The following is a 17,705-nucleotide window of genomic DNA, read 5'->3' as shown; positions in this document are numbered from 1 at the left end:
AGCACGCCGGGCCGCCGCCTAAGGGGATGAAGCGTCCGGCGACGCAGTGGGTCAAGCCGGGGCTGATAGGCCGCGTCAAGCACCTGCGCGGCGAGGAGGACCTCCGGCATGCCTCGCTGCAGGATTTTCGCGAGGAGAAGTGAATACCGTGGGCTCGTCGTGTGATAATTGCCCGACGGTCAGAAACGTTGCTCGGCACGATGCTGCCGAAGTGATGTTTTTCCGTTCTTGAAGGGAGTTCTACATGACCTTGGTTGTTCTTTATGGGACAGAAGAGCGTCTCATATGTGGAGCCGACACTAGGCTAACTTCGGATTCGCAAACCATCAGCGAGCGTGGTGGGAAGTTGGCGGTTGTACCGGTTCGTTGGGGGATCACCGGACCCGGACTTGAAGAGAGCAGTGTTTCCTTCTTTTCCCTCGGATTCGCTTTCGCTGGATCCACACTGCTTGCAAACAGTACCCACGCAATAGCCACCACCTGCTCTCAAATTCTTCATACGGGACGACCAAATGCGGCCCCCAGCTCCGATCTGATTGCTCAGATCTACGCGCGTGCTGGTGAGGACGTGACAAAGGACGTTAACTCCCGGCTTCATCCAGAAAGCTCGCTTTCTTTTGAGGGCTTTTTGTTCGGTTACTGTCCTGTCAAGCAGACTTTCCGGAACCACACCATAAGTCCAGTTATAAGGGACGGGGTATTCTCGATGGCGGTTGAAAGCTTCGATGTGAAAGACGGTGACCTATTTGCTATCGGCAGTGGAGTCGGTGAGTTTGTTCGTCTCTCTGAAAGGCGCGATGCGGCGGGAAATAGACCACCTCCACTCAACATCCTGCAGGAGATCATGAGGTCCGGCAGCGTTAGCAGCGTCGGTGGATACCCGCAGATTGCATTTGCTGACAAAATGGGAGTTCAGCTTCAGCCGGTTCTCCAGCAAAATCCCGATGATCCAGATCAGGCGATTTTGGCTATCAACGGCTTCGATGTTTCGAAGATCAGCAGTGATGAAGGCTTCTCATTTGGTTTGACAGCTGTAGGCATGGGTACCGAGGCCATTCACGCAAGAAAAGCTCTTCGTGCGAAAGGCATCGATCCGGACGCAGGCCCAGTTCATCAATTCACTCAGAATCTTGCTTCCTTCGAGGCATGGGTAGAGATGGTCCATTTCAAGAAAGCGCCCGCCCGCCTCGATGGGTCTTTTACCTTGGCACCGCAGCTGCCCAAGGGCGGCGCGTGGTACTTTGTGGCTCCATGCAAGTGTGGTCGAAGAGTACCGTACGTGTTGGACCCATCTAAGGGGAAAATGGGGAACCCGTTCATCGGCGACGGCAGGATCAATACTATATGCATGAGTTGCGGCGAAAAGGCCCGCGCGGGAGCTGCCGAGCTCTTCTCATTTCAGTGGACTTATTGACCCCGGCATGGCGCGCGCGATGGCGAGTTGCATCTCGACCTTGGCGTTTTCCTTTTGGGTCATGTTATCGGCGGCGATTAGGCGCCGAAGCGAGCGCATGACCTCTCCGCGCGTCCAGCCAGCCTTCCGCAAAGCGACAGACGCCGATCAATCTGGGATCGCGCCCTGTCTTCCGGATGAAATGCCCCCTCGTTCATTCGCGCACATTATGATGTGTGCGTCTTGGACGGAAGCCAGCCAGATAAGTGTAGTGATCTTATAAACGGTATAATGCGTTCGCCGAGGTGCAGAGTTAGACCTCTGCTCTGCACCTTACCGACATTCGCAGAACTGGCCATCACGGCAAATCGCGCTAAGCAGAACTCGTGGCGATAGACTAGGTTTTGGTTCGCTCCCCAGCCGAATGGCACAGCGAACCTTTTTTCAAGTCGCGCGACACTAAAGCATTGATATTGCTGGCGGCACAACCTGGGGATTTTCGCGCTACTCCCCAGCTCCAGAGAATGTGGGGCATTCAGAGAGCGATTGGGGTGAGACGGCTTCTGCCGCACTCCCAAGCTTTTGACCGCGCACCGCGCAAATGCTGGGCTCCTAAAAGGCTAGAAGCGCAGCAGAGAATTGTTTGGACTTTGAGGGTGGTAGCGGGAGAGGGACTTGAACCCCCGACCCCAGGATTATGATTCCCGTGCTCTAACCAACTGAGCTACCCCGCCAGGGCGGCGAAAGGTCCGAAATCCGCCTTAAATCAGAAGGCATGTCGAAGCGTTCGCCAAGGTCGGGCGGATATAAGGTTGGGACGCCAAGCCTGTCAAGCATCGATGCAGCCGGCATGCCGCCACTTGTATCGCATCGTGCTTTTCCGAAATCGGAATCGATCTTCCGTAACGATGCGAAGGTTCACTGTCTTGAGACGTGTACCTTACGCGTTCGAGCGGACGCAGGTCGCTCTAATGGCGAAAAGCTTTGCCGGGCAGATAATTGGGCGCAGAAATGCCGGGGTTGAGTTCGGCGGGGCGCGCCGCTATGTCTCGGCCACGAAATTCTAGAGTTGGAATTGATGAAACCGCGCATTGCAGTCCTCGGTTGCGGATACTGGGGCAGCAACCACATCCGCACCCTCAAGGCGCTCGGCGCGCTGCACGCGGTCTCGGACGTCAATCCTGCCCGCGCCGAAGGCTTCGCCAGTGAGCAGGATTGCCTGGCGATCGAGCCGGAGGCGCTCTTTGTCCGCAGCGACGTCGATGCCATCGTCATGGCGCTGCCGCCGCAGTTCCACGCCGATATGGCGGTGCGCGCCGTCCAGGGCGGCAAGGACGTGCTGGTGGAAAAGCCGATCGCGCTGACGGTGGCGGATGCCGAGCGCTCCGTGAAGGCGGCGGCCGACAATGGCCGTGTCTTCATGGTCGGCCATGTGCTGCGCTTTCATCCAGCCTTCGAGACGTTGAAGGCGCTGATCGACAATGGCGAGCTCGGCGAGGTCCGCTATATCCATTCGCACCGCCTCGGGCTCGGCAAGTTCCATACCGAAAACGATGCGCTGTGGGACCTTGCGCCGCACGATCTGTCGATGATCCTGGCCATCACCGGCACGGAACCGATCGAGGTGCGTGGCGAGGGGGCAGCGCTCCTCGACAATCTGAGCGATTTCGCGCATTTGCACATGCGCTTTCCCAATGGTCTGCGCAGCCATCTCTTCGCGTCGCGGCTCAACCCTTACCGCGAACGGCGGCTGACCGTGGTCGGCACCAAAGCGATGGCGGTGTTCGACGATGTCGAGCCGTGGGAGCGCAAGCTCGCCGTTTACCGCCACGCGGTGTGGCAAGACAGCGGCCAATGGGCCTTCACCACCAACGAGCCGTCCTATGTGGCGGTGGGCGAGGGCATGCCGCTGACGCGAGAGCTCGAGCATTTCGTCCAGTGCATCGAGACGCGGGCAGAACCGCGCACCAGCGGCGAGGAAGCCATCAGGGTGCTGCGTATCCTGACCGCTGGCACGGTTATCCACACCGGATCGTCTTCCTGAGAGAAAAATGCGGCTGTATCAGAGCCTGATCTATCCCGATAAAATCGGGATCATCGTCTATTCGGCGGGAATCTGCGCCGGGCGGGCTGCCAGCCGCGTCAGCATCGCCTCGGCCTCGGCGCCACGCTCGGAACGCTCGATGAAGCCGCCGCCGAACACGCGGGCTTCGTTGCCGTCGTCGGAATAGAGCACGCAGGCCTGGCCGGGCGCGATGCCGGACTCGCCGTCGACCAGTTCAACCGAAGTGATCCCGGCGTTGTGATGCAGCACGGCCGGGCGCGGCGGGCGTGTCGAGCGGACCTTGGCGAAAAGCTCCAGCCCAGCCGCCGGGATATCTGACAGTGCAGCGTCGCCCAGCCAGTTCATGTCGCGCAAATAGATCTTGTGCGTCTCCAGCGCCTCGCGCGGGCCAACGACGACGCGGGCCCGGTCGGCGTCGAGATGGACGACGTAGAGCGGCTCGCCCGAGGCGATGCCGATGCCGCGGCGCTGACCGATCGTGTAGCGCAAAATGCCTTCATGGCGACCGAGCACGCGGCCGTCGATATGGACGATGTCGCCCGGATTGGCAGCAGCCGGCTTCAGCTTGGCGATGATGTCGGAATATTTGCCCTGCGGGACGAAGCAGATGTCCTGGCTATCCTGCTTGGCGGCGACCGTTAGCCCCATTTCCTCGGCGATCGCGCGAACCTGCGGCTTCGACAGGCCGCCGAGCGGAAAACGCAGATAGTCGATCTGCGCCTGCGTGGTGGCGAACAGGAAATAGCTCTGGTCGCGGTCCGCGTCGACCGGCCGGTACAGTGCGCGATGGGCGCCGTTGGCGTCGGAGCGGATGTAATGGCCGGTGGCCAGCGCGTCGGCACCGAGCTCCTTGGCGGTCGCCAGAAGGTCGGCGAATTTCACCGTCTGGTTGCAGGAAACGCAAGGGATCGGCGTTTCGCCGGCCACATAGCTCTCGGCGAAGGGGTCGATCACCGCCTTACGGAAGCGCTCCTCGTAATTGAGCACATAATGCGGAATGCCGAGCGTCTCGGAGACGCGGCGGGCATCGTCGATATCCTGGCCGGCGCAGCATGAGCCGGCCCGGTGCGTTGCCGCGCCGTGGTCGTAGAGCTGCAGCGTGACGCCGACGACGTCATAGCCTTCATGCTTCAAAAGGCCGGCAACGACCGACGAATCGACGCCGCCCGACATGGCAACAACGATGCGGGTATCTTCGGGGCGTCCGGGAAGGTCGAGGCTGTTCATGGTTCTTTCGTTCTGCACGGCGCCTTGGATGACGGCGCTTGAATGCCAATGGCCGGAATATAGGTCAAGCTTTCCGGGTGCGCCAGCTTCGCGAGCCGGCGGATTTTTCGAATGGATACGGCGCTTGCGGGCAGATGCCTCAAATGCCGACGAAAAGACTAACGCGCCGTTCATGATCCTTACCTACCTATTAGGGTTCGCTTAGGCAATTTTTAAAGCTGTGGCGGTAATGTGGTGGGGATTGGGTCTTTGAGTTTTTAGTAGAGAGTACGATGACCGATCTTGTTAGACCGCGCGTCAAATATGTTATCGGGCCTGACGGCAGCCCCCTTACGATTGCCGATCTGCCGCCGACGAACACACGTCGCTGGGTTATCCGGCGCAAGGCCGAAGTTGTGGCGGCGGTGCGCGGCGGGCTTCTGAGCCTCGAAGAGGCATGCCAGCGCTATAAGCTGACCACCGAGGAATTCCTGTCCTGGCAAGCGTCGATAGACGAATATGGCCTTGCCGGGCTGCGCACGACGCGCATCCAGCAATATCGGCATTAGGGCTGGTTCAAGGAACTCAAAAAGGCGCGACAATCCGCGCCGTTTTCGCTTTGCCGCAACGGTTCTCTCTGCTTCAGACCGTCAGCACCGTGTTGCCGATCGGCTTGGCGGCGGGAAAGGCTTGGATAGCTCCCGCATCTTCGAGCGGGTCTTTGCCACATTAGGCGGCAAGCTCTTTCGCATCGACCTAGCCAAGTTCCACAAGGCCTGCGCGGTCGGGCCCGCTGGACATCCGCTCGACGCGCCGAACTCGGCCAGAACCCGATGGGCTGCTCAATCAGAAGGTCCTGGTCGGAACCGCATACGCCCGACATTAGGGATGCCCGGATGCGGCCGGTCGCGGAATATGAAGGGGATTTGGTAGCATAGGCCTTAAACTGGCGGCTGCTCGACCAATGAGCGGCGACGTTCCAGATGAGCAACGCCCTGATCGCTGGGTGTTGGCTGGCCTTAAAGCCTTGTTTTCAGCCGATCATGGCGCTGCGGCCGCCGGTCTCGGCATCGCGAATCTTGGTGTCGCGTGATTCGAGCATTTCCGCTTTGGAAAGCTCCGCTTCGGCTTCGCCGAGCAGTGATTCGGCAACGCTTCGTTGCTGGGCGAGATCGCTTTGCGAATTTCTGAGATTGTCGCGGCGCAGGCGCGCTGCCTTGGCGAAGGTCGGATAGGCAAAATGGTTGATGTCGGTAATGCCGGCTTTCTTTTCTTCGGCCGTGATCTGAAGCTCCAGTTCGACAGCCATGCGCTCGAATTCGGCGATCATCATGTCGAGTTGCAGCAATTGCCGCCGCTTCTCGTTCACCTGAAACTGCTTCAGCCGAACGAGGTTTTCACGTGACTTCATGATTCGGTACTCCTGGAAACGCACACCTGCACATATCGTCCAATCCACCTGGCAAACTCAGGCTTCACCCATCTCCACCGACTTTACCGGAACTATGGGAAACAAATTCCTAAAGTTTTTTGCCGGCGGTAACCATTCGTTTACGGGCATTGTTAATCATACGGCTCAGGACTTAAGGCCGGGTAAAAATTCCGGCTCTCGATGCGGAAGCACGGCCAGCGAGTCTCTGGAGTCACTTAGTCGGAGTCATTAATGTTTTGCATTAGCGTTTTCGTTCTGTGATTCACTATTAGATTCAACAAGGTGTAGAAAGGGGTTAAAAAATCTGATACCGTCAGCGGCACGGAATTAGGTTTTGTTAACCATTCGATGGCAGCCTCTGCTCAGGCAATCACTGCTCCGGTCCTGGACGGGTCGTGAAATGGTCCGGCAGCAGAAAAGGGGAATGAAATGCGTGTTCTGCTGATAGAAGATGACAGTGCGACCGCACAAAGCATCGAGCTGATGCTGAAATCGGAAAGTTTCAACGTCTATACGACCGATCTTGGCGAAGAAGGTGTCGATCTAGGCAAGCTCTACGACTACGACATCATCCTTCTCGATCTCAATCTGCCCGACATGTCGGGTTACGAGGTCTTGAGAACACTTCGCCTTTCCAAGGTGAAGACCCCGATCCTTATCCTCTCCGGCATGGCCGGCATCGAGGACAAGGTACGTGGCCTCGGCTTCGGCGCGGACGACTATATGACCAAGCCGTTCCACAAGGACGAACTGGTCGCCCGCATCCACGCTATCGTGCGGCGTTCCAAGGGCCATGCCCAGTCGGTCATCACCACCGGCGACCTGGTGGTCAATCTCGACGCCAAGACCGTTGAGGTCGGTGGCCAGCGCGTGCATCTGACCGGCAAGGAATACCAGATGCTGGAGCTGCTCTCGCTGCGCAAGGGCACTACGCTCACGAAGGAAATGTTCCTCAACCACCTTTACGGCGGCATGGACGAACCGGAACTGAAGATCATCGACGTCTTCATCTGCAAGCTGCGCAAGAAGCTCGACGCCGCTTCCGGCGGCCAGAACTACATCGAGACGGTTTGGGGTCGCGGCTATGTGCTGCGCGAGCCGGAAGATATCCGCGTCAGCGCCTGAGCTGACGACGCCGATCCGATTGATTTTCCGACAAAATCCGGCTTCGGCCGGACTTTGCGTTATAGCGCAGAGATTAGAGCGCCGATTTTCAGGGCCATGCGCCAGGGGTCGGCGAATCAGGCTGCAATTCTCAGGGTGCGGAAGCACTCGAGAAGTTGCGGCCGATTGAACGGCTTCAGCAGATAGCCTTGAGCGCCGGCGCGCTTTGCCCGCATGATCGAAGCGACGTCGACCTCAACCAGCGAAATGAGGATCTGGGGCCGTATCGGACCCTCCATTGTGCGTACGCGGCGGATGACGTCCTCTGCCTGCATGTCCGGCAAAGCGCCGTCGACAACGATGATATCCGGCATGTCAGCGGTGCACATCTCGACCGCGTCAAAACCGCGCGCAGCTTCGATGACCAGCATGTCGGAACCACCCAGGATGCGCTTTGCGACCTTCCTGATGACGCTCGAATCGTCGATGAACATGCAGCGTTTCATTTCCGGGCCCTCTGTTCCATGCGGCAATCCGGCAGCGTCGCGGTACTGAAAGGCACGGTAGGATCAATCCGGTAAAGAAGCTGAAAAGCCAATAGATAAAATTTTTGCAAGACCAGCTTTTACGGAAACTTCTTGACGATGCGTCGGTCGAACTAGCCTGGAAGGTTCATTTCATTCGACCGTGAAGGCGTAGTAAACATTGTCTAAAAATACTTATCTGTTCTTGTCACTCACCTTAGTAACTTTAAGCGGCCGATAGCACGATTTCTTCTGCGGTAGCGTGTATCGATATCGTCATGTTCGCCTCGCGCGCCAGAAGCAGCGTGTAGTAGGGCTGCACCGAATGCGCGTCGATCGGTTCCTCAGGCTTGTTGCCGGAATGGAGTTCCAGGAATTTGGGCGGCACGCGCAGCATCGGACCGCTCGCGGCGAGCGCAAAGCGTGGTTCTGTGTCGAGGTTTTCAAGCGTAACCGTAAGCTTACCGCCTCGCGGAATGGCGGCGTTGGCGACGAGAATGAGGTTGAGCAGCAGCTTCACCTTGTTCTTGGGCAGCAGCGCACGGGTTCCGTTCCAGACCAGTTCCGGCTTTTCGTTCTTCAAAAAGGCGATCGCAACGGCCTCGGCGTCCCCCGTGTCGATCATCATGCCGGCAGAACCGGCTGCGCCGAAGGCGATGCGGGCGAATTGCAGGCGGGCCGAAGCGTTTCTGGCGCTCTGGCGAATCAATTTCATGGCATCTTCGTCGGCGCCGCCTTCGTCGAGCAGCTCAAGCCCGTTGTTTATGGCGCCGACCGGCGAAATGATGTCGTGGCAGACCCGGCTGCACAAAAGCGCTGCGAGATCGGGGGCGGAAAGGGTGAAAAGCTCGGCCATCGGCGAAAGTCCCTGCAAAATTTCACTAAAAATGGCCGGGCGATCGATGATCACGCCTGTCCACACGAATCACGCTCTCTCCCAAGGCCTACTGAATACACAGCGCCTGAGCGTGCAGCAACAAATCCGGAATTGCCGTTATCGAAAATGGTGTGTTCACGCAGGGTGCGGATACTGCGGGGCGACGCGAAACCAGCTCGAAACCAGCCTTCTAACCGCCATCTTCATGTGAAAGCTTAATGGTTGAAAAAGGATTACGGCATAGTTTGCCCATAACAGTCATCCTTAACGGCCGCCAAAGAGCCGCACGGATGCGAGGCGTCGGCGAAAGTGCTCCCTGACGGAGATTGGAAGCATGTTTTCCCGATACTACGACCGGAGTTCTTTCCGTGTCCTCTCAATGGCGATCGCTCTCATGGGCCTTGTCGTCGTCTTTTCAACCTCGCCTTCGCGGGCCCAGGAATACACCGCTCAGGAGATCGTCGATTCCGGTCATAAATTCTTCGGCGCGACGTCGGGCGGTCTCGCCACCGTCGTCGAGAAGATTTTCGCCTCCTACGGCCTGCCTAATGGCTATTTGCTTGGCGAGGAGGGCTCGGGCGCGCTGATCGGTGGCCTGACCTATGGCGAAGGCACGCTCTACACCAAGAATGCCGGCGATCACAAAGTGTTCTGGCAGGGCCCGTCGCTCGGCTGGGATTTTGGCGGCGAGGGCTCGCGGGTGATGATGCTGGTCTACAATCTCGACGACGTGAACAGCCTCTACAATCGTTTCGGCGGCGTTGCCGGCTCCGCCTATCTCGTGGCTGGCGTCGGCTTCAACGTGATGAAGAACAACAATGTGCTGCTGGTGCCGATCCGGACCGGCGTAGGCGCCCGGCTTGGCGTCAATCTCGGTTATCTCAAGCTTACCCAGCGTGCCACCTGGAATCCGTTCTGAGCAGGCGGTTGCCTCGTCATCCCGATTGGTTCCAGGGTCGACGACTTGAACATTGCTGCGGCAGACCCTTGCCGCAGCACTGGAATTCCGTCATGCGAACGTGGCACAGTCCCTAACGGTCCCATAACGGATAGTCACCTTGGTTCAGTCGGTCCTGTTCTTTGTCCTCGGCTTTCTCTGCGCCGGTTTTGTGGCGCTGATGATTGCCCCGGCCATCTGGCGGCGGGCCGTGATGCTGACGCGCAAACGCGTCGAGGGCTCGATGCCGCTGACGCTGGCCGAGATTCAGGCGGAGAAGGATCGCATCCGCGCCGAGTTCGCGATGTCGACACGCCGGCTTGAAATGAGCGTCAAGTCGTTGCGCGAGAAAGCGGCCGAACAGCTTGTCGAGATCAGCCGCGGCCGCGAGGCACTGAAGGAGCTGGCGCTCGAGCGGAAGGACAAGAACCAGGCCCTTTCCGAACTCGAGGCCAAGGGCGAAGACCTTCGACAGCGCGAAGACCAGCTGCAGCTTTTGTCGGATCGGCTTGCTCAAACCGAACATGCCCTGGAAAAGCGTGTGCTCGAGCTGAAAAAACTGGAGCATATGTATGACGACGCCAGCTTTTCTTCCAGCAGCCGTCAGATCGAGCTTGTGGCGCGCGAGTCCGAACTGCAAAAGCTGGCCGACGACATTTCGGTGCTGCGTGGCCAGCGCAAGGAGGCGGACAGGCGCCAACAGGAGAGCGCGGCCGAGAGCAAGGCCGCACGAGACGCGTTGAAGGCCGAGAAGAAAAGGACCGGCGAACTGGACAAGAAGGTCGAGCGCCTGCTCGCCACGCTTGCCGATCGCGAGGACAAGCTTGACCGCCGCGAAAAGGAAATCGCGCGGCTTCGCCAAAAGTCGAAAAGCGAAAGCGTGGAAAACGCCTCGGCGGTGCGTCTCGTCGGCGTGCAAGGTAGTCAGGGCGATGCGGCCGTCAAGGGCGATGACGACATCCAAAAAACCATCGCCAAGCTCGACAGCGACCGAGAGCGGTTGGAGGCGAGGCTGACGGAACTGGCCCGCGAGAACAAGAAACTGAAAACGGAGCTTGCCGCCTTCGGGGCATCCAAATCCGAAGACGGCGACGATGCGCGCCGCGCCAGCGCTGCATTGCGTGAGCAGATGAGCGACCTGGCGGCGCAAGTCGTCGCCCTGACGGCGAAGCTCGACGGGCCGGAGTCGCCGATCGCAAAGGTTCTTGCGGCACCCGACCAACCGGGAAGCGGCGAACGCAGCCTTGCCGATCGCGTGCGGGCGCTGCAGAAGGCCGAATCGACGCATTGAACCCAGGCAGTGATGCTGTCTTCTGCGGCTCAGGTCCTGCTTGCCGAAAAATGATGTAAGGCGATGCTGACGCGGCGGCGACATTCAGGCTGTCGAAGCCTTCTGCCATATCGATCCGCACCGTCCGCAGGCGGGCGAGCAGGCTTTCGGGCAGGCCTTCGCCTTCGGTGCCGAGATAGAGCGCCAGCCGTTCAGTCCTTTTCGCATTGCGGATGCCGGTTCGCCCGCGCGGCGACAAAGCGAACTGGCCGAAGCCCAGCTGGTCGAGCACTGTGGTGAAGCCGGTGGTCTCAGTGAAGGAGGCGAAGGGAACTTTCAGCGCGGCGCCGACCGAAACGCGGATCGCCTTGCGGTACAGAGGATCGCAGCATGTCGAGTCTAGAAACACGGCATCGGCGCGGAAGGCGGCGGCGTTGCGAAAGATCGAGCCCATATTGTCATGGTTGGCGATGCCGACCAGCACGACGATCAACGCCCGGGCGGGCAGGGTATCCAGCAAGGCCTCTGCAGGCTGCGCCGCGCCTTTGCGGCCAATCGCCAATATGCCGCGATGCATGTGAAAGCCGGCAATCCTGTCCATGACCTCGCTGGCCGCCACGTAGACCGGAAGGTCCACGGGTGCTTTGCGCAGGGTTCCGTCGAGGCCTGCCAGCCGATTTTCGAGTACCAGCACCGATTCGGCCGCAAAGCGTTTGGCCCCGAGCAGCATTTCGAGCACCACCTTTCCTTCAGCGACGAAACGGCCCTGCCGGCCGGCAAGATCGCGCTCGCGGATGTCGAGATAAGCGGCGACGCGCGGGTCTTGCGGGTCGTCGATACGAATGGGGCGCATGCTTGCCTCAGCTGACTCGCATCGGCCCGATCGTGGTGGGCTTTCCGACAGCACGACGCGTGGATCCAAAGTGTTAGAGCGTACTTTCTGCGTCCAACTGGACGCAAGTCGCTCTTAGAATCGTTAGCGAGGTAAGGGTGCCCGGGCCAGTTCTTGCATTTACGGATGTCGTTATCCCAAAACCGCTTCGCACCCTCGGTCAAGCCCAAGGGCAGGCTTTTGGGCGACATGCATTGGCCGGTTACGTCCCGGAGCGACGCGGGCGGTATGCCATCTGCGATAGCTCACCCTCGCCGAAAATTCCGTCCAGCGTGTTGAGAAGTTCGCGCACGGCATCGGATTTACAGGAATAGTAGATCATCTGCCGGTCGCGACGGGTCTCGACGAGATCGAGCGCCCGCAGTTTGGCCAGATGCTGTGACAGGGCGGATTGGCTGAGCAGAACCTTCTCGGCAATAGCGCCGACCGACATTTCACCGTCGGCCAGATAGTTCATGATCAACAGCCGTTTCTCGTTGCCCATCAGCGTCAGAAACGCAGCCGCTGATTCGGCATTGGCGATTAGCTTTTTCGAGACCATCGATCCCCCATGCCTTCCTGCTCATCCGGCGCTATGGGGGCAATAGCGTCTGATTCCATAGGCTCACTCGCGAATGTGCGCTGGCGATTCAACGCTACCGGGAAAGCGTAGAACATCTCGCTCAAACCTCAAGACTTGCTTTCGACCCGACACGATTAACTGTCGGACTGTGTTTAATCCGCCACTCTGCCGGTTTTTGCCATGTCGACCAGAACATGCCTGAGCTCACGCGCCGTCCTCAATGGCTCGGGAAAGAACACCCGGCAGACATCGTCGCCCAGCGCCAGGTCCATGCCGTCGGCGTCGAAGCCGGTGACGACCCAGCCGTCGCCCACCGCCTTGGCGAAGTGGCGCGCGTAGACGGCAATTGCGTCGCTATGGTCCGCATTCATGTGGTCGAGGGCGGATTGTTCTCCAGCGGCAAGCTCTTCGACGATCGGCGCGGTTGTGACCAGATCGGCGCGCTCGAGCAAGTGGGCCTTGCCAAAGCCGCCGTTGAGACTGGCGCGCTCCGGCTCGAGGCGGAAGATCGAGAAGTCGCCAAGACCGGCATAGAGCTTCGCCTTGGGGTTGCGGTTGAGATAGCGCCGGTCGGCGCGGGCGTGCTCGCCGGATCCACGCTCAAGCCGTGCTGCCCGACAGACGAGCGTCAACCGCGGGTGCGCCAGCGGGTCGCCCTTGCCGGGCTCGCCGACAAGCAGCGAACAGCGAGGATCGGCAAGGATCGCGCCGGTATGGGCGGACAGCATCGATACAAGGATCAGCGGCGCGCCGTCGAGATCGGTGGCGACGCCAACCCTGCTGGCCAGCGGCGAACCGGTCCCGGGTTCGATTACCGCCAGCGCTCCGAAACGGGCACTGCGGATCAGCGTTTTTGCCAGCCTGATCGCTTCGGCATCGGTCTCGCGGATCACGTCCTTCTTTCGGTCGGCCAAAATCCACACCGTCTTAAGCTGATTTTTATTCTCTGGTTATCAACCTATCACACCGGATTTGACAAGGGCCTCAGTTTCGATTTCGGGAAGGCCGAAGCGTGCCAGCACGGTCGCCGCCTGACAATCGTGATCGGCCGGCATAGCGGCAAGCGTCGGCCGGGAGCGCGAAAAACGCGGCGCCGGGGCGGGGCGCTCAAGCGCACCCGACGCCACAAAGGCGTTGCGAGCGCGATTGTGGGGATGATCCCTGGCTTCCCGCAGCGACAGAACCGGTGCAACACAAGCATCGGTCGCAGCAAAGAGACGGTCCCAGTCGTCCCGTGTCTTCTGCCCGACTCGATCGACAATGGCGGCGCGCATCTGCGGCCACAATGTCCTGTCGTATTGGCCGCGTACAAAACGTTCGTCGAGCGGCAGCAGTCTTGCGAATTCGGCGAAGAACCGGGGTTCAAGGCAGCCGACGGCGACGTGGCGTGCGTCCGCCGTCTCATAGGTATCGTAGAAGGGCGCGCCGGAATCGAGCAGGTTTGCGCCGCGCATGTCACTCCACAGGCCCGCTGCCATCAAGGCGTGCACAGGTGTCATGAGCATCGAGGCGCCCTCGGTCATCGCGGCGTCGATCACCTGGCCCCTGCCGGAGCGCGAACGCTCAAACAGGGCGGCCAGTGCGCCGGCAACCAGCATCACGGCGCCGCCGCCATAGTCGGCGACGAGGTTGAGCGGTGGGACTGGCCGGCCTCCTTCCTGGCCGATGGCATGCAGCACACCCGAATAGGCGAGGTAGGTGATGTCGTGGCCGGCACGATCCGATAGCGGTCCGTCCTGGCCGAATCCGGTCGTGCGGCCGTAGATCAGCGCCGAGTTGCGTGCCAGTACCGCGTCCGGCCCAAGACCTAGCCGCTCCATGACATCGGGACGAAACCCTTCGATCAGCATGTCGGCCCTTTCGGCAAGGCGCAGCACCAGTTCGGCGCCTTCCCAGCGCTTCAGGTCAATCCGCAGGATGGAGCGGCCGTGACGGTCGATGTCGTATTCATCCGGTAGCGTCAGAAACGGCCGGGTCGACCCAGCCCGCTCGATGCGCAGCACCTCGGCTCCCATCTCCGACAGCATCAGGCCGGCTAGCGGCACCGGTCCAATCCCGGCCATCTCGATCACCGTCAGGCCGGCGAGCGGGCCGGTCTTCGCCTGCGGGGCGACTTCGGCACTCATGGTCGGCTACTTCGGCGCCATGCGAATGGCGCCATCGAGGCGGATGGTCTCGCCGTTGAGCATCTGGTTTTCGACGATGTGCAGCACAAGCGCTGCATATTCGGAAGGCTCGCCTAGACGGGACGGGAAGGGTACCGCAGCGCCAAGCGAATCCTGCACCTCTTGCGGCATGCCGGCCATCATCGGCGTCTTGAAGATGCCGGGCGCGATGGTGCAGACGCGAATGCCCGACCGGGCAAGGTCGCGCGCCACCGGCAGCGTCATGCCGACGACGCCGCCCTTGGAGGCTGAGTAGGCCGCCTGGCCGATTTGACCGTCATAGGCTGCGACCGATGCCGTGTTGACGATGACGCCGCGCTCGCCGCCCTCCAGCGGCTCAAGCTTCGCGGCCCGGTCGGCGACGAGGCGGATCATGTTGAAGGTGCCGATCAAATTGACCTCGATCACCTTGCGGTACTGATCGAGCGGGTGCGGGCCGTCCTTGCCGATCGTCTTCATGCCGATGGCGATGCCGGCGCAATTGACCAGGATACGGGGTTCGCCGAACTTTTTTACCACTTCCGCCACTGAAGCAGCACCGCCGTCGGCGCTGCTTACGTCGCATTGGATGGCGATGCCGCCGATATCGGCCGCAATCTTCGCCGCACGCTCGATGCCGAGGTCGAGGATGGCAACGTCCGCGCCCTTCGCGGCCAGTGCACGTGCCGTCGCTTCGCCGAGGCCGGAGCCGCCGCCGGTGACGATCGCAATCTGGCCGTTCGGGTTCATGTCGGCGTCCTCCACCTAAAGCGCTCGCGTTATCTAAAGCGCGTCGCGTTGAAACGAATTCAATCGACGCGCTTCAAATCTCTGTTTTTATGCATATCGTTACCCCAAAAACCGCTGCGCACTTTTGGGCGACATGCACCATCGGCCACATGCTACGAAGCCCGACAGGACGGCGCAACAGCATCCGGACCGTCACGCCATCGCGGCGACGTTCGCGGCAATCCTTGCCTGATCGGCGTGGCAAACCTCCCCCACCAGCCTTGCCACCGCGCCCGGCACTATCTCGTGCGACAAAAGCCGGTCGAGATCGACCGGGCGCGGCATGGAGATTTGCCCACGCGGGATTCTCTTGAAGCCGAGCGGGCCGTAATAGGGCTCGTCGCCGACAAGCATCACGGCCGGCGTGCCGGCCTTGGCTGCGGCCTCCAGCGCGATTGCCACCAGCCGGCGGCCGATACCGAGATTCTTGAAGGCCGGCCGCACGGCAAGCGGTCCGAGCATCAGCGCGCGACCGGCACCGGCCGCGATGCGCGTCATGCGCACCGAGGCGACAACGATATCGCCATCGACGGCCACGAAGGACAGGGCGCGTTCGTGCGGGCCGCCCTCACGGATCTTGTAGGCGCCCAGCACGAAACGGCCCGGCCCGAAGGCTTCATCGTTTATGGCTTCGATTTCGGGGTCATGCGCCGGATTTTCCGGCAGGTATTTCACGTCGGCAAGGCTCATGGTCTTTGCGTTCCGGTATACGGGAAAAGGTTTGCTGCAAACGGCAGCGTTCGCCAGTCAGCGCTTCATCAAGCGCGGGCGCCCTTTCGTCGTCGGTCGAACCGGATCAAAGCGAAGTCGAACATGCGGATTTTCCGCTAGCACCAATCTTCAGCCACTGCAATCGGGCGTTTGCTTGCCGCCTTCGGTTGCCGCCCTGGCGATTGACGAACTGTTCAACGCCTGGCGATTTCCGCATCTTCGGTTTGTGCCTACATCCCTACGAAGACGAAAGGACATCGCATGGGATTGCTGGTGGGCGGCAAATGGCAGGACAGCGGGTACGACACCAAGCGCAGCGACGGCGAGTTCGTGCGGGCGCAGTCGCAATGGCGCGACTGGGTCACGGTTGACGGTACGCCGGCCGCAGGCCGCAAGCGCGGCTTCAAGGCCGAGCCGGGCCGCTACCATCTCTATGTCTCGCTTGCCTGTCCCTGGGCGCACCGGACGCTGATCTTTCGAGCACTGAAGAAACTCGAGGACGTGATTTCCGTCTCGGTCGTCCATCATTTCATGGGCGCCCACGGCTGGACCTTCCTGGCCGAGGACGGCGCCACCGGCGACACGCTCTACGGTTTCGATTTCCTGCATCAGATCTACACCAAGGCCGATCACGCCTATTCCGGCCGCGTGACGGTCCCGGTTCTGTGGGACAGGCGAGAACAAACAATCGTCTCCAATGAGTCCTCCGAGATCATCCGGATGCTCAATTCAGTCTTCGATAAATGGGGCGATGCCAGCCTCGATTTCTATCCGAAAGCACTGCGCGGCGAAATCGACGCGGTCAATGCGCTGGTCTATCCCTCAGTCAACGACGGCGTCTATCGCGCCGGCTTCGCCACCAAGCAAACGGCCTATGAAAAAGCTTTTGGCGAACTGTTCTCGGCGCTCGATCAACTCGAGGATCGTCTATCTCGCCAGCGTTATCTCGTCGGTGACCGCATCACCGAGGCCGATTGGCGGCTGTTCACCACGCTGATCCGCTTCGATCCGGTCTACGTCGGCCATTTCAAGTGCAACCTGCGCCGCATCGCCGACTATCCGAACCTGTCGAACTATCTGCGCGACCTCTATCAGGTTCCGGGCGTCGCAGGCACGGTGAGCCTGCACCACATCAAGGCGCACTATTATGGCAGCCACGAAACGATCAACCCGACGCACATCGTGCCGGTCGGACCGGAACTGGACTACGCGGCGCCGCATGATCGCAAACGGTTCAGGAAGGCGGCGTGACCTACCAGTAGGGCGACGCCGCTGCGCCGCCGAAAATCTCGGCAATCCGTCGCAGTGTGGCCGGCGTCGTTGCTTCCGGCAGGCGGTCGAGCGGAAAAAAACCGGCTGCGGCGATCTCGCGGTCCGGCACCTTCGGCGCCGTCTGGTTGAACTGCTCGACCAAGTAGAGGCCGACATGGTCGCGGCGGCTGGCCCGACGGTTGAAATGCATCGATTTCAGCACCGGCGGCGCGGTCAATGCAATATTGCCCTCCTCGGAGAGCTCGCGCGCCAGCGCTTCGATCATCGTCTCGCCCAACTCGACGCCACCGCCGGGAAGCTGCCAGCCCGGTACATAGGTGTGGCGAATGAGGAAGACGGAATTGGACGAGCGGTCGTGGATCAAGCCGCGTACCCCGAGCGTCATCGGCCGCCGCAGCACGAAATACAGATGAAACAGCCTTGCCCTGAGACCCGGCCAGCCGGCCTGGCGGAAAACTTGCTCCAGATCGGGCTGCGTCATCACCCACGAAACCGAGGGTGGAAAGCAGTGCGCGCGTCGCTTATGA

17 protein-coding genes, 1 tRNA gene and 2 pseudogenes are annotated in these 17,705 nt (G+C 60.5%); 8 read left to right on the top strand and 12 right to left on the bottom strand.

The genetic code is table 11. The features are described 5' to 3' along the window. Positions 1 to 143 (top strand): annotated as a pseudogene (locus tag EOA78_RS37150) (ATP-dependent DNA ligase); the annotation flags it as partial. A 101-nt stretch (positions 144 to 244) separates the two neighbouring features. Beyond that, entirely contained in the window at positions 245 to 1,414 is a 1,170-nt protein-coding gene (locus tag EOA78_RS21055) for a hypothetical protein (protein ID WP_127316802.1), read from the top strand. A 636-nt stretch (positions 1,415 to 2,050) separates the two neighbouring features. On the opposite strand, the gene EOA78_RS21050 is transcribed toward EOA78_RS21055, so the two are convergent. After that, positions 2,051 to 2,127: transfer RNA gene (locus tag EOA78_RS21050), tRNA-Met, on the bottom strand. A 344-nt stretch (positions 2,128 to 2,471) separates the two neighbouring features. Between EOA78_RS21050 and EOA78_RS21045 the strand changes: the two genes are divergently transcribed. Beyond that, a complete protein-coding gene (locus tag EOA78_RS21045) occupies positions 2,472 to 3,437 on the top strand; it encodes a Gfo/Idh/MocA family oxidoreductase (protein WP_127316801.1) in 966 nt (321 codons plus the stop codon). A 57-nt stretch (positions 3,438 to 3,494) separates the two neighbouring features. Here EOA78_RS21045 and mnmA read toward each other — a convergent pair whose 3' ends face one another. Then, complete coding sequence (gene mnmA / locus EOA78_RS21040; protein WP_127316800.1) at positions 3,495 to 4,685, bottom strand: tRNA 2-thiouridine(34) synthase MnmA; 1,191 nt, start codon at positions 4,683 to 4,685, stop codon at positions 3,495 to 3,497. 272 nt (positions 4,686 to 4,957) lie between these two features. On the opposite strand from mnmA, the gene EOA78_RS21035 reads away from it, so the two are divergent. Continuing rightward, positions 4,958 to 5,233 carry a DUF1153 domain-containing protein gene (locus tag EOA78_RS21035; protein WP_006203587.1) on the top strand — a complete coding sequence of 92 codons (276 nt, stop codon included), beginning with the start codon at positions 4,958 to 4,960 and terminating at the stop codon, positions 5,231 to 5,233. 464 nt (positions 5,234 to 5,697) lie between these two features. Here EOA78_RS21035 and EOA78_RS21030 read toward each other — a convergent pair whose 3' ends face one another. Then, positions 5,698 to 6,075 carry a flagellar export protein FliJ gene (locus tag EOA78_RS21030; RefSeq protein WP_029349790.1) on the bottom strand — a complete coding sequence of 126 codons (378 nt, stop codon included), beginning with the start codon at positions 6,073 to 6,075 and terminating at the stop codon, positions 5,698 to 5,700. Between the two features lie 450 nt (positions 6,076 to 6,525). Here EOA78_RS21030 and ctrA point away from each other — a divergent pair, with 450 nt between their 5' ends. Then, entirely contained in the window at positions 6,526 to 7,221 is a 696-nt protein-coding gene (ctrA, locus tag EOA78_RS21025) for a cell cycle two-component system response regulator CtrA (protein WP_006203583.1), read from the top strand. Between the two features lie 116 nt (positions 7,222 to 7,337). On the opposite strand, the gene EOA78_RS21020 is transcribed toward ctrA, so the two are convergent. Beyond that, the gene (locus tag EOA78_RS21020) at positions 7,338 to 7,706 is read right to left on the bottom strand and encodes a response regulator (protein WP_127316799.1); all 369 of its coding nucleotides are present in this window, start codon (positions 7,704 to 7,706) and stop codon (positions 7,338 to 7,340) included. Positions 7,707 to 7,950: 244 nt separating this feature from the next. Beyond that, positions 7,951 to 8,580: a histidine phosphotransferase family protein gene (locus EOA78_RS21015; protein ID WP_127316798.1), complete on the bottom strand. Its 630-nt coding sequence runs from the start codon at positions 8,578 to 8,580 to the stop codon at positions 7,951 to 7,953. Positions 8,581 to 8,980: 400 nt separating this feature from the next. Here EOA78_RS21015 and EOA78_RS21010 point away from each other — a divergent pair, with 400 nt between their 5' ends. Both EOA78_RS21010 and EOA78_RS21005 read left to right on the top strand, forming a co-directional pair. Further along, positions 8,981 to 9,520 (top strand): EipA family protein, encoded by a 540-nt coding sequence (locus tag EOA78_RS21010; protein ID WP_051694969.1) that lies wholly within the window; start codon positions 8,981 to 8,983, stop codon positions 9,518 to 9,520. Between the two features lie 139 nt (positions 9,521 to 9,659). Then, positions 9,660 to 10,829 carry a hypothetical protein gene (locus EOA78_RS21005; RefSeq protein ID WP_127316796.1) on the top strand — a complete coding sequence of 390 codons (1,170 nt, stop codon included), beginning with the start codon at positions 9,660 to 9,662 and terminating at the stop codon, positions 10,827 to 10,829. A 29-nt stretch (positions 10,830 to 10,858) separates the two neighbouring features. Here the strand turns inward: EOA78_RS21005 and EOA78_RS21000 are convergent. From EOA78_RS21000 to EOA78_RS20975, 6 genes and pseudogenes are all read right to left on the bottom strand, one after another. Beyond that, a pseudogene (locus EOA78_RS21000) lies at positions 10,859 to 11,661 on the bottom strand (RNA methyltransferase). A gap of 241 nt (positions 11,662 to 11,902) precedes the next feature. Continuing rightward, the gene (locus EOA78_RS20995) at positions 11,903 to 12,241 is read right to left on the bottom strand and encodes a metalloregulator ArsR/SmtB family transcription factor (protein ID WP_065011891.1); all 339 of its coding nucleotides are present in this window, start codon (positions 12,239 to 12,241) and stop codon (positions 11,903 to 11,905) included. A gap of 173 nt (positions 12,242 to 12,414) precedes the next feature. Then, on the bottom strand, positions 12,415 to 13,176 hold the full coding sequence (locus EOA78_RS20990; protein ID WP_127316795.1) for a HugZ family protein: 762 nt from the start codon (positions 13,174 to 13,176) through the stop codon (positions 12,415 to 12,417). 39 nt (positions 13,177 to 13,215) lie between these two features. Then, entirely contained in the window at positions 13,216 to 14,388 is a 1,173-nt protein-coding gene (locus EOA78_RS20985; RefSeq protein ID WP_127316794.1) for a CaiB/BaiF CoA-transferase family protein, read from the bottom strand. 6 nt (positions 14,389 to 14,394) lie between these two features. Further along, the gene (locus tag EOA78_RS20980; protein WP_127316793.1) at positions 14,395 to 15,156 is read right to left on the bottom strand and encodes a 3-hydroxyacyl-CoA dehydrogenase; all 762 of its coding nucleotides are present in this window, start codon (positions 15,154 to 15,156) and stop codon (positions 14,395 to 14,397) included. Between the two features lie 192 nt (positions 15,157 to 15,348). Beyond that, positions 15,349 to 15,885, bottom strand: a complete 537-nt coding sequence (locus EOA78_RS20975) for an N-acetyltransferase (protein ID WP_127316792.1) — start codon at positions 15,883 to 15,885, stop codon at positions 15,349 to 15,351. A 282-nt stretch (positions 15,886 to 16,167) separates the two neighbouring features. Here EOA78_RS20975 and EOA78_RS20970 point away from each other — a divergent pair, with 282 nt between their 5' ends. Next, positions 16,168 to 17,157, top strand: coding sequence for a glutathione S-transferase family protein (locus EOA78_RS20970; protein ID WP_127316791.1), 990 nt, complete (start codon positions 16,168 to 16,170; stop codon positions 17,155 to 17,157). A gap of 1 nt (position 17,158) precedes the next feature. Here the strand turns inward: EOA78_RS20970 and EOA78_RS20965 are convergent, their stop codons facing one another. Beyond that, positions 17,159 to 17,659 carry an NUDIX domain-containing protein gene (locus EOA78_RS20965; protein ID WP_127316790.1) on the bottom strand — a complete coding sequence of 167 codons (501 nt, stop codon included), beginning with the start codon at positions 17,657 to 17,659 and terminating at the stop codon, positions 17,159 to 17,161. Between the last annotated feature and the right edge of the window lie 46 nt (positions 17,660 to 17,705).

The organism is Mesorhizobium sp. M5C.F.Cr.IN.023.01.1.1, assembly GCF_003997585.1.
Taxonomy (GTDB): Bacteria; Pseudomonadota; Alphaproteobacteria; order Rhizobiales; family Rhizobiaceae; genus Mesorhizobium; species Mesorhizobium wenxiniae.
This window is presented reverse-complemented; position numbering and strand designations above follow the sequence as displayed.

Coding starts and splice junctions, on each gene's coding strand:
- mnmA (WP_127316800.1), bottom strand. CDS start 4,685: ATGAACAGCCTCGACCTTCCCGGACGCCCCGAAGATACCCGCATCGTT.
- EOA78_RS20980 (WP_127316793.1), bottom strand. CDS start 15,156: ATGAACCCGAACGGCCAGATTGCGATCGTCACCGGCGGCGGCTCCGGC.
- EOA78_RS21015 (WP_127316798.1), bottom strand. CDS start 8,580: ATGGCCGAGCTTTTCACCCTTTCCGCCCCCGATCTCGCAGCGCTTTTG.
- EOA78_RS21020 (WP_127316799.1), bottom strand. CDS start 7,706: ATGAAACGCTGCATGTTCATCGACGATTCGAGCGTCATCAGGAAGGTC.
- EOA78_RS21030 (WP_029349790.1), bottom strand. CDS start 6,075: ATGAAGTCACGTGAAAACCTCGTTCGGCTGAAGCAGTTTCAGGTGAAC.
- EOA78_RS21045 (WP_127316801.1), top strand. CDS start 2,472: ATGAAACCGCGCATTGCAGTCCTCGGTTGCGGATACTGGGGCAGCAAC.
- EOA78_RS20985 (WP_127316794.1), bottom strand. CDS start 14,388: ATGAGTGCCGAAGTCGCCCCGCAGGCGAAGACCGGCCCGCTCGCCGGC.
- EOA78_RS21010 (WP_051694969.1), top strand. CDS start 8,981: ATGGCGATCGCTCTCATGGGCCTTGTCGTCGTCTTTTCAACCTCGCCT.
- ctrA (WP_006203583.1), top strand. CDS start 6,526: ATGCGTGTTCTGCTGATAGAAGATGACAGTGCGACCGCACAAAGCATC.
- EOA78_RS20965 (WP_127316790.1), bottom strand. CDS start 17,659: ATGACGCAGCCCGATCTGGAGCAAGTTTTCCGCCAGGCCGGCTGGCCG.
- EOA78_RS20975 (WP_127316792.1), bottom strand. CDS start 15,885: ATGAGCCTTGCCGACGTGAAATACCTGCCGGAAAATCCGGCGCATGAC.
- EOA78_RS20970 (WP_127316791.1), top strand. CDS start 16,168: ATGGGATTGCTGGTGGGCGGCAAATGGCAGGACAGCGGGTACGACACC.
- EOA78_RS21055 (WP_127316802.1), top strand. CDS start 245: ATGACCTTGGTTGTTCTTTATGGGACAGAAGAGCGTCTCATATGTGGA.
- EOA78_RS21035 (WP_006203587.1), top strand. CDS start 4,958: ATGACCGATCTTGTTAGACCGCGCGTCAAATATGTTATCGGGCCTGAC.
- EOA78_RS20995 (WP_065011891.1), bottom strand. CDS start 12,241: ATGGTCTCGAAAAAGCTAATCGCCAATGCCGAATCAGCGGCTGCGTTT.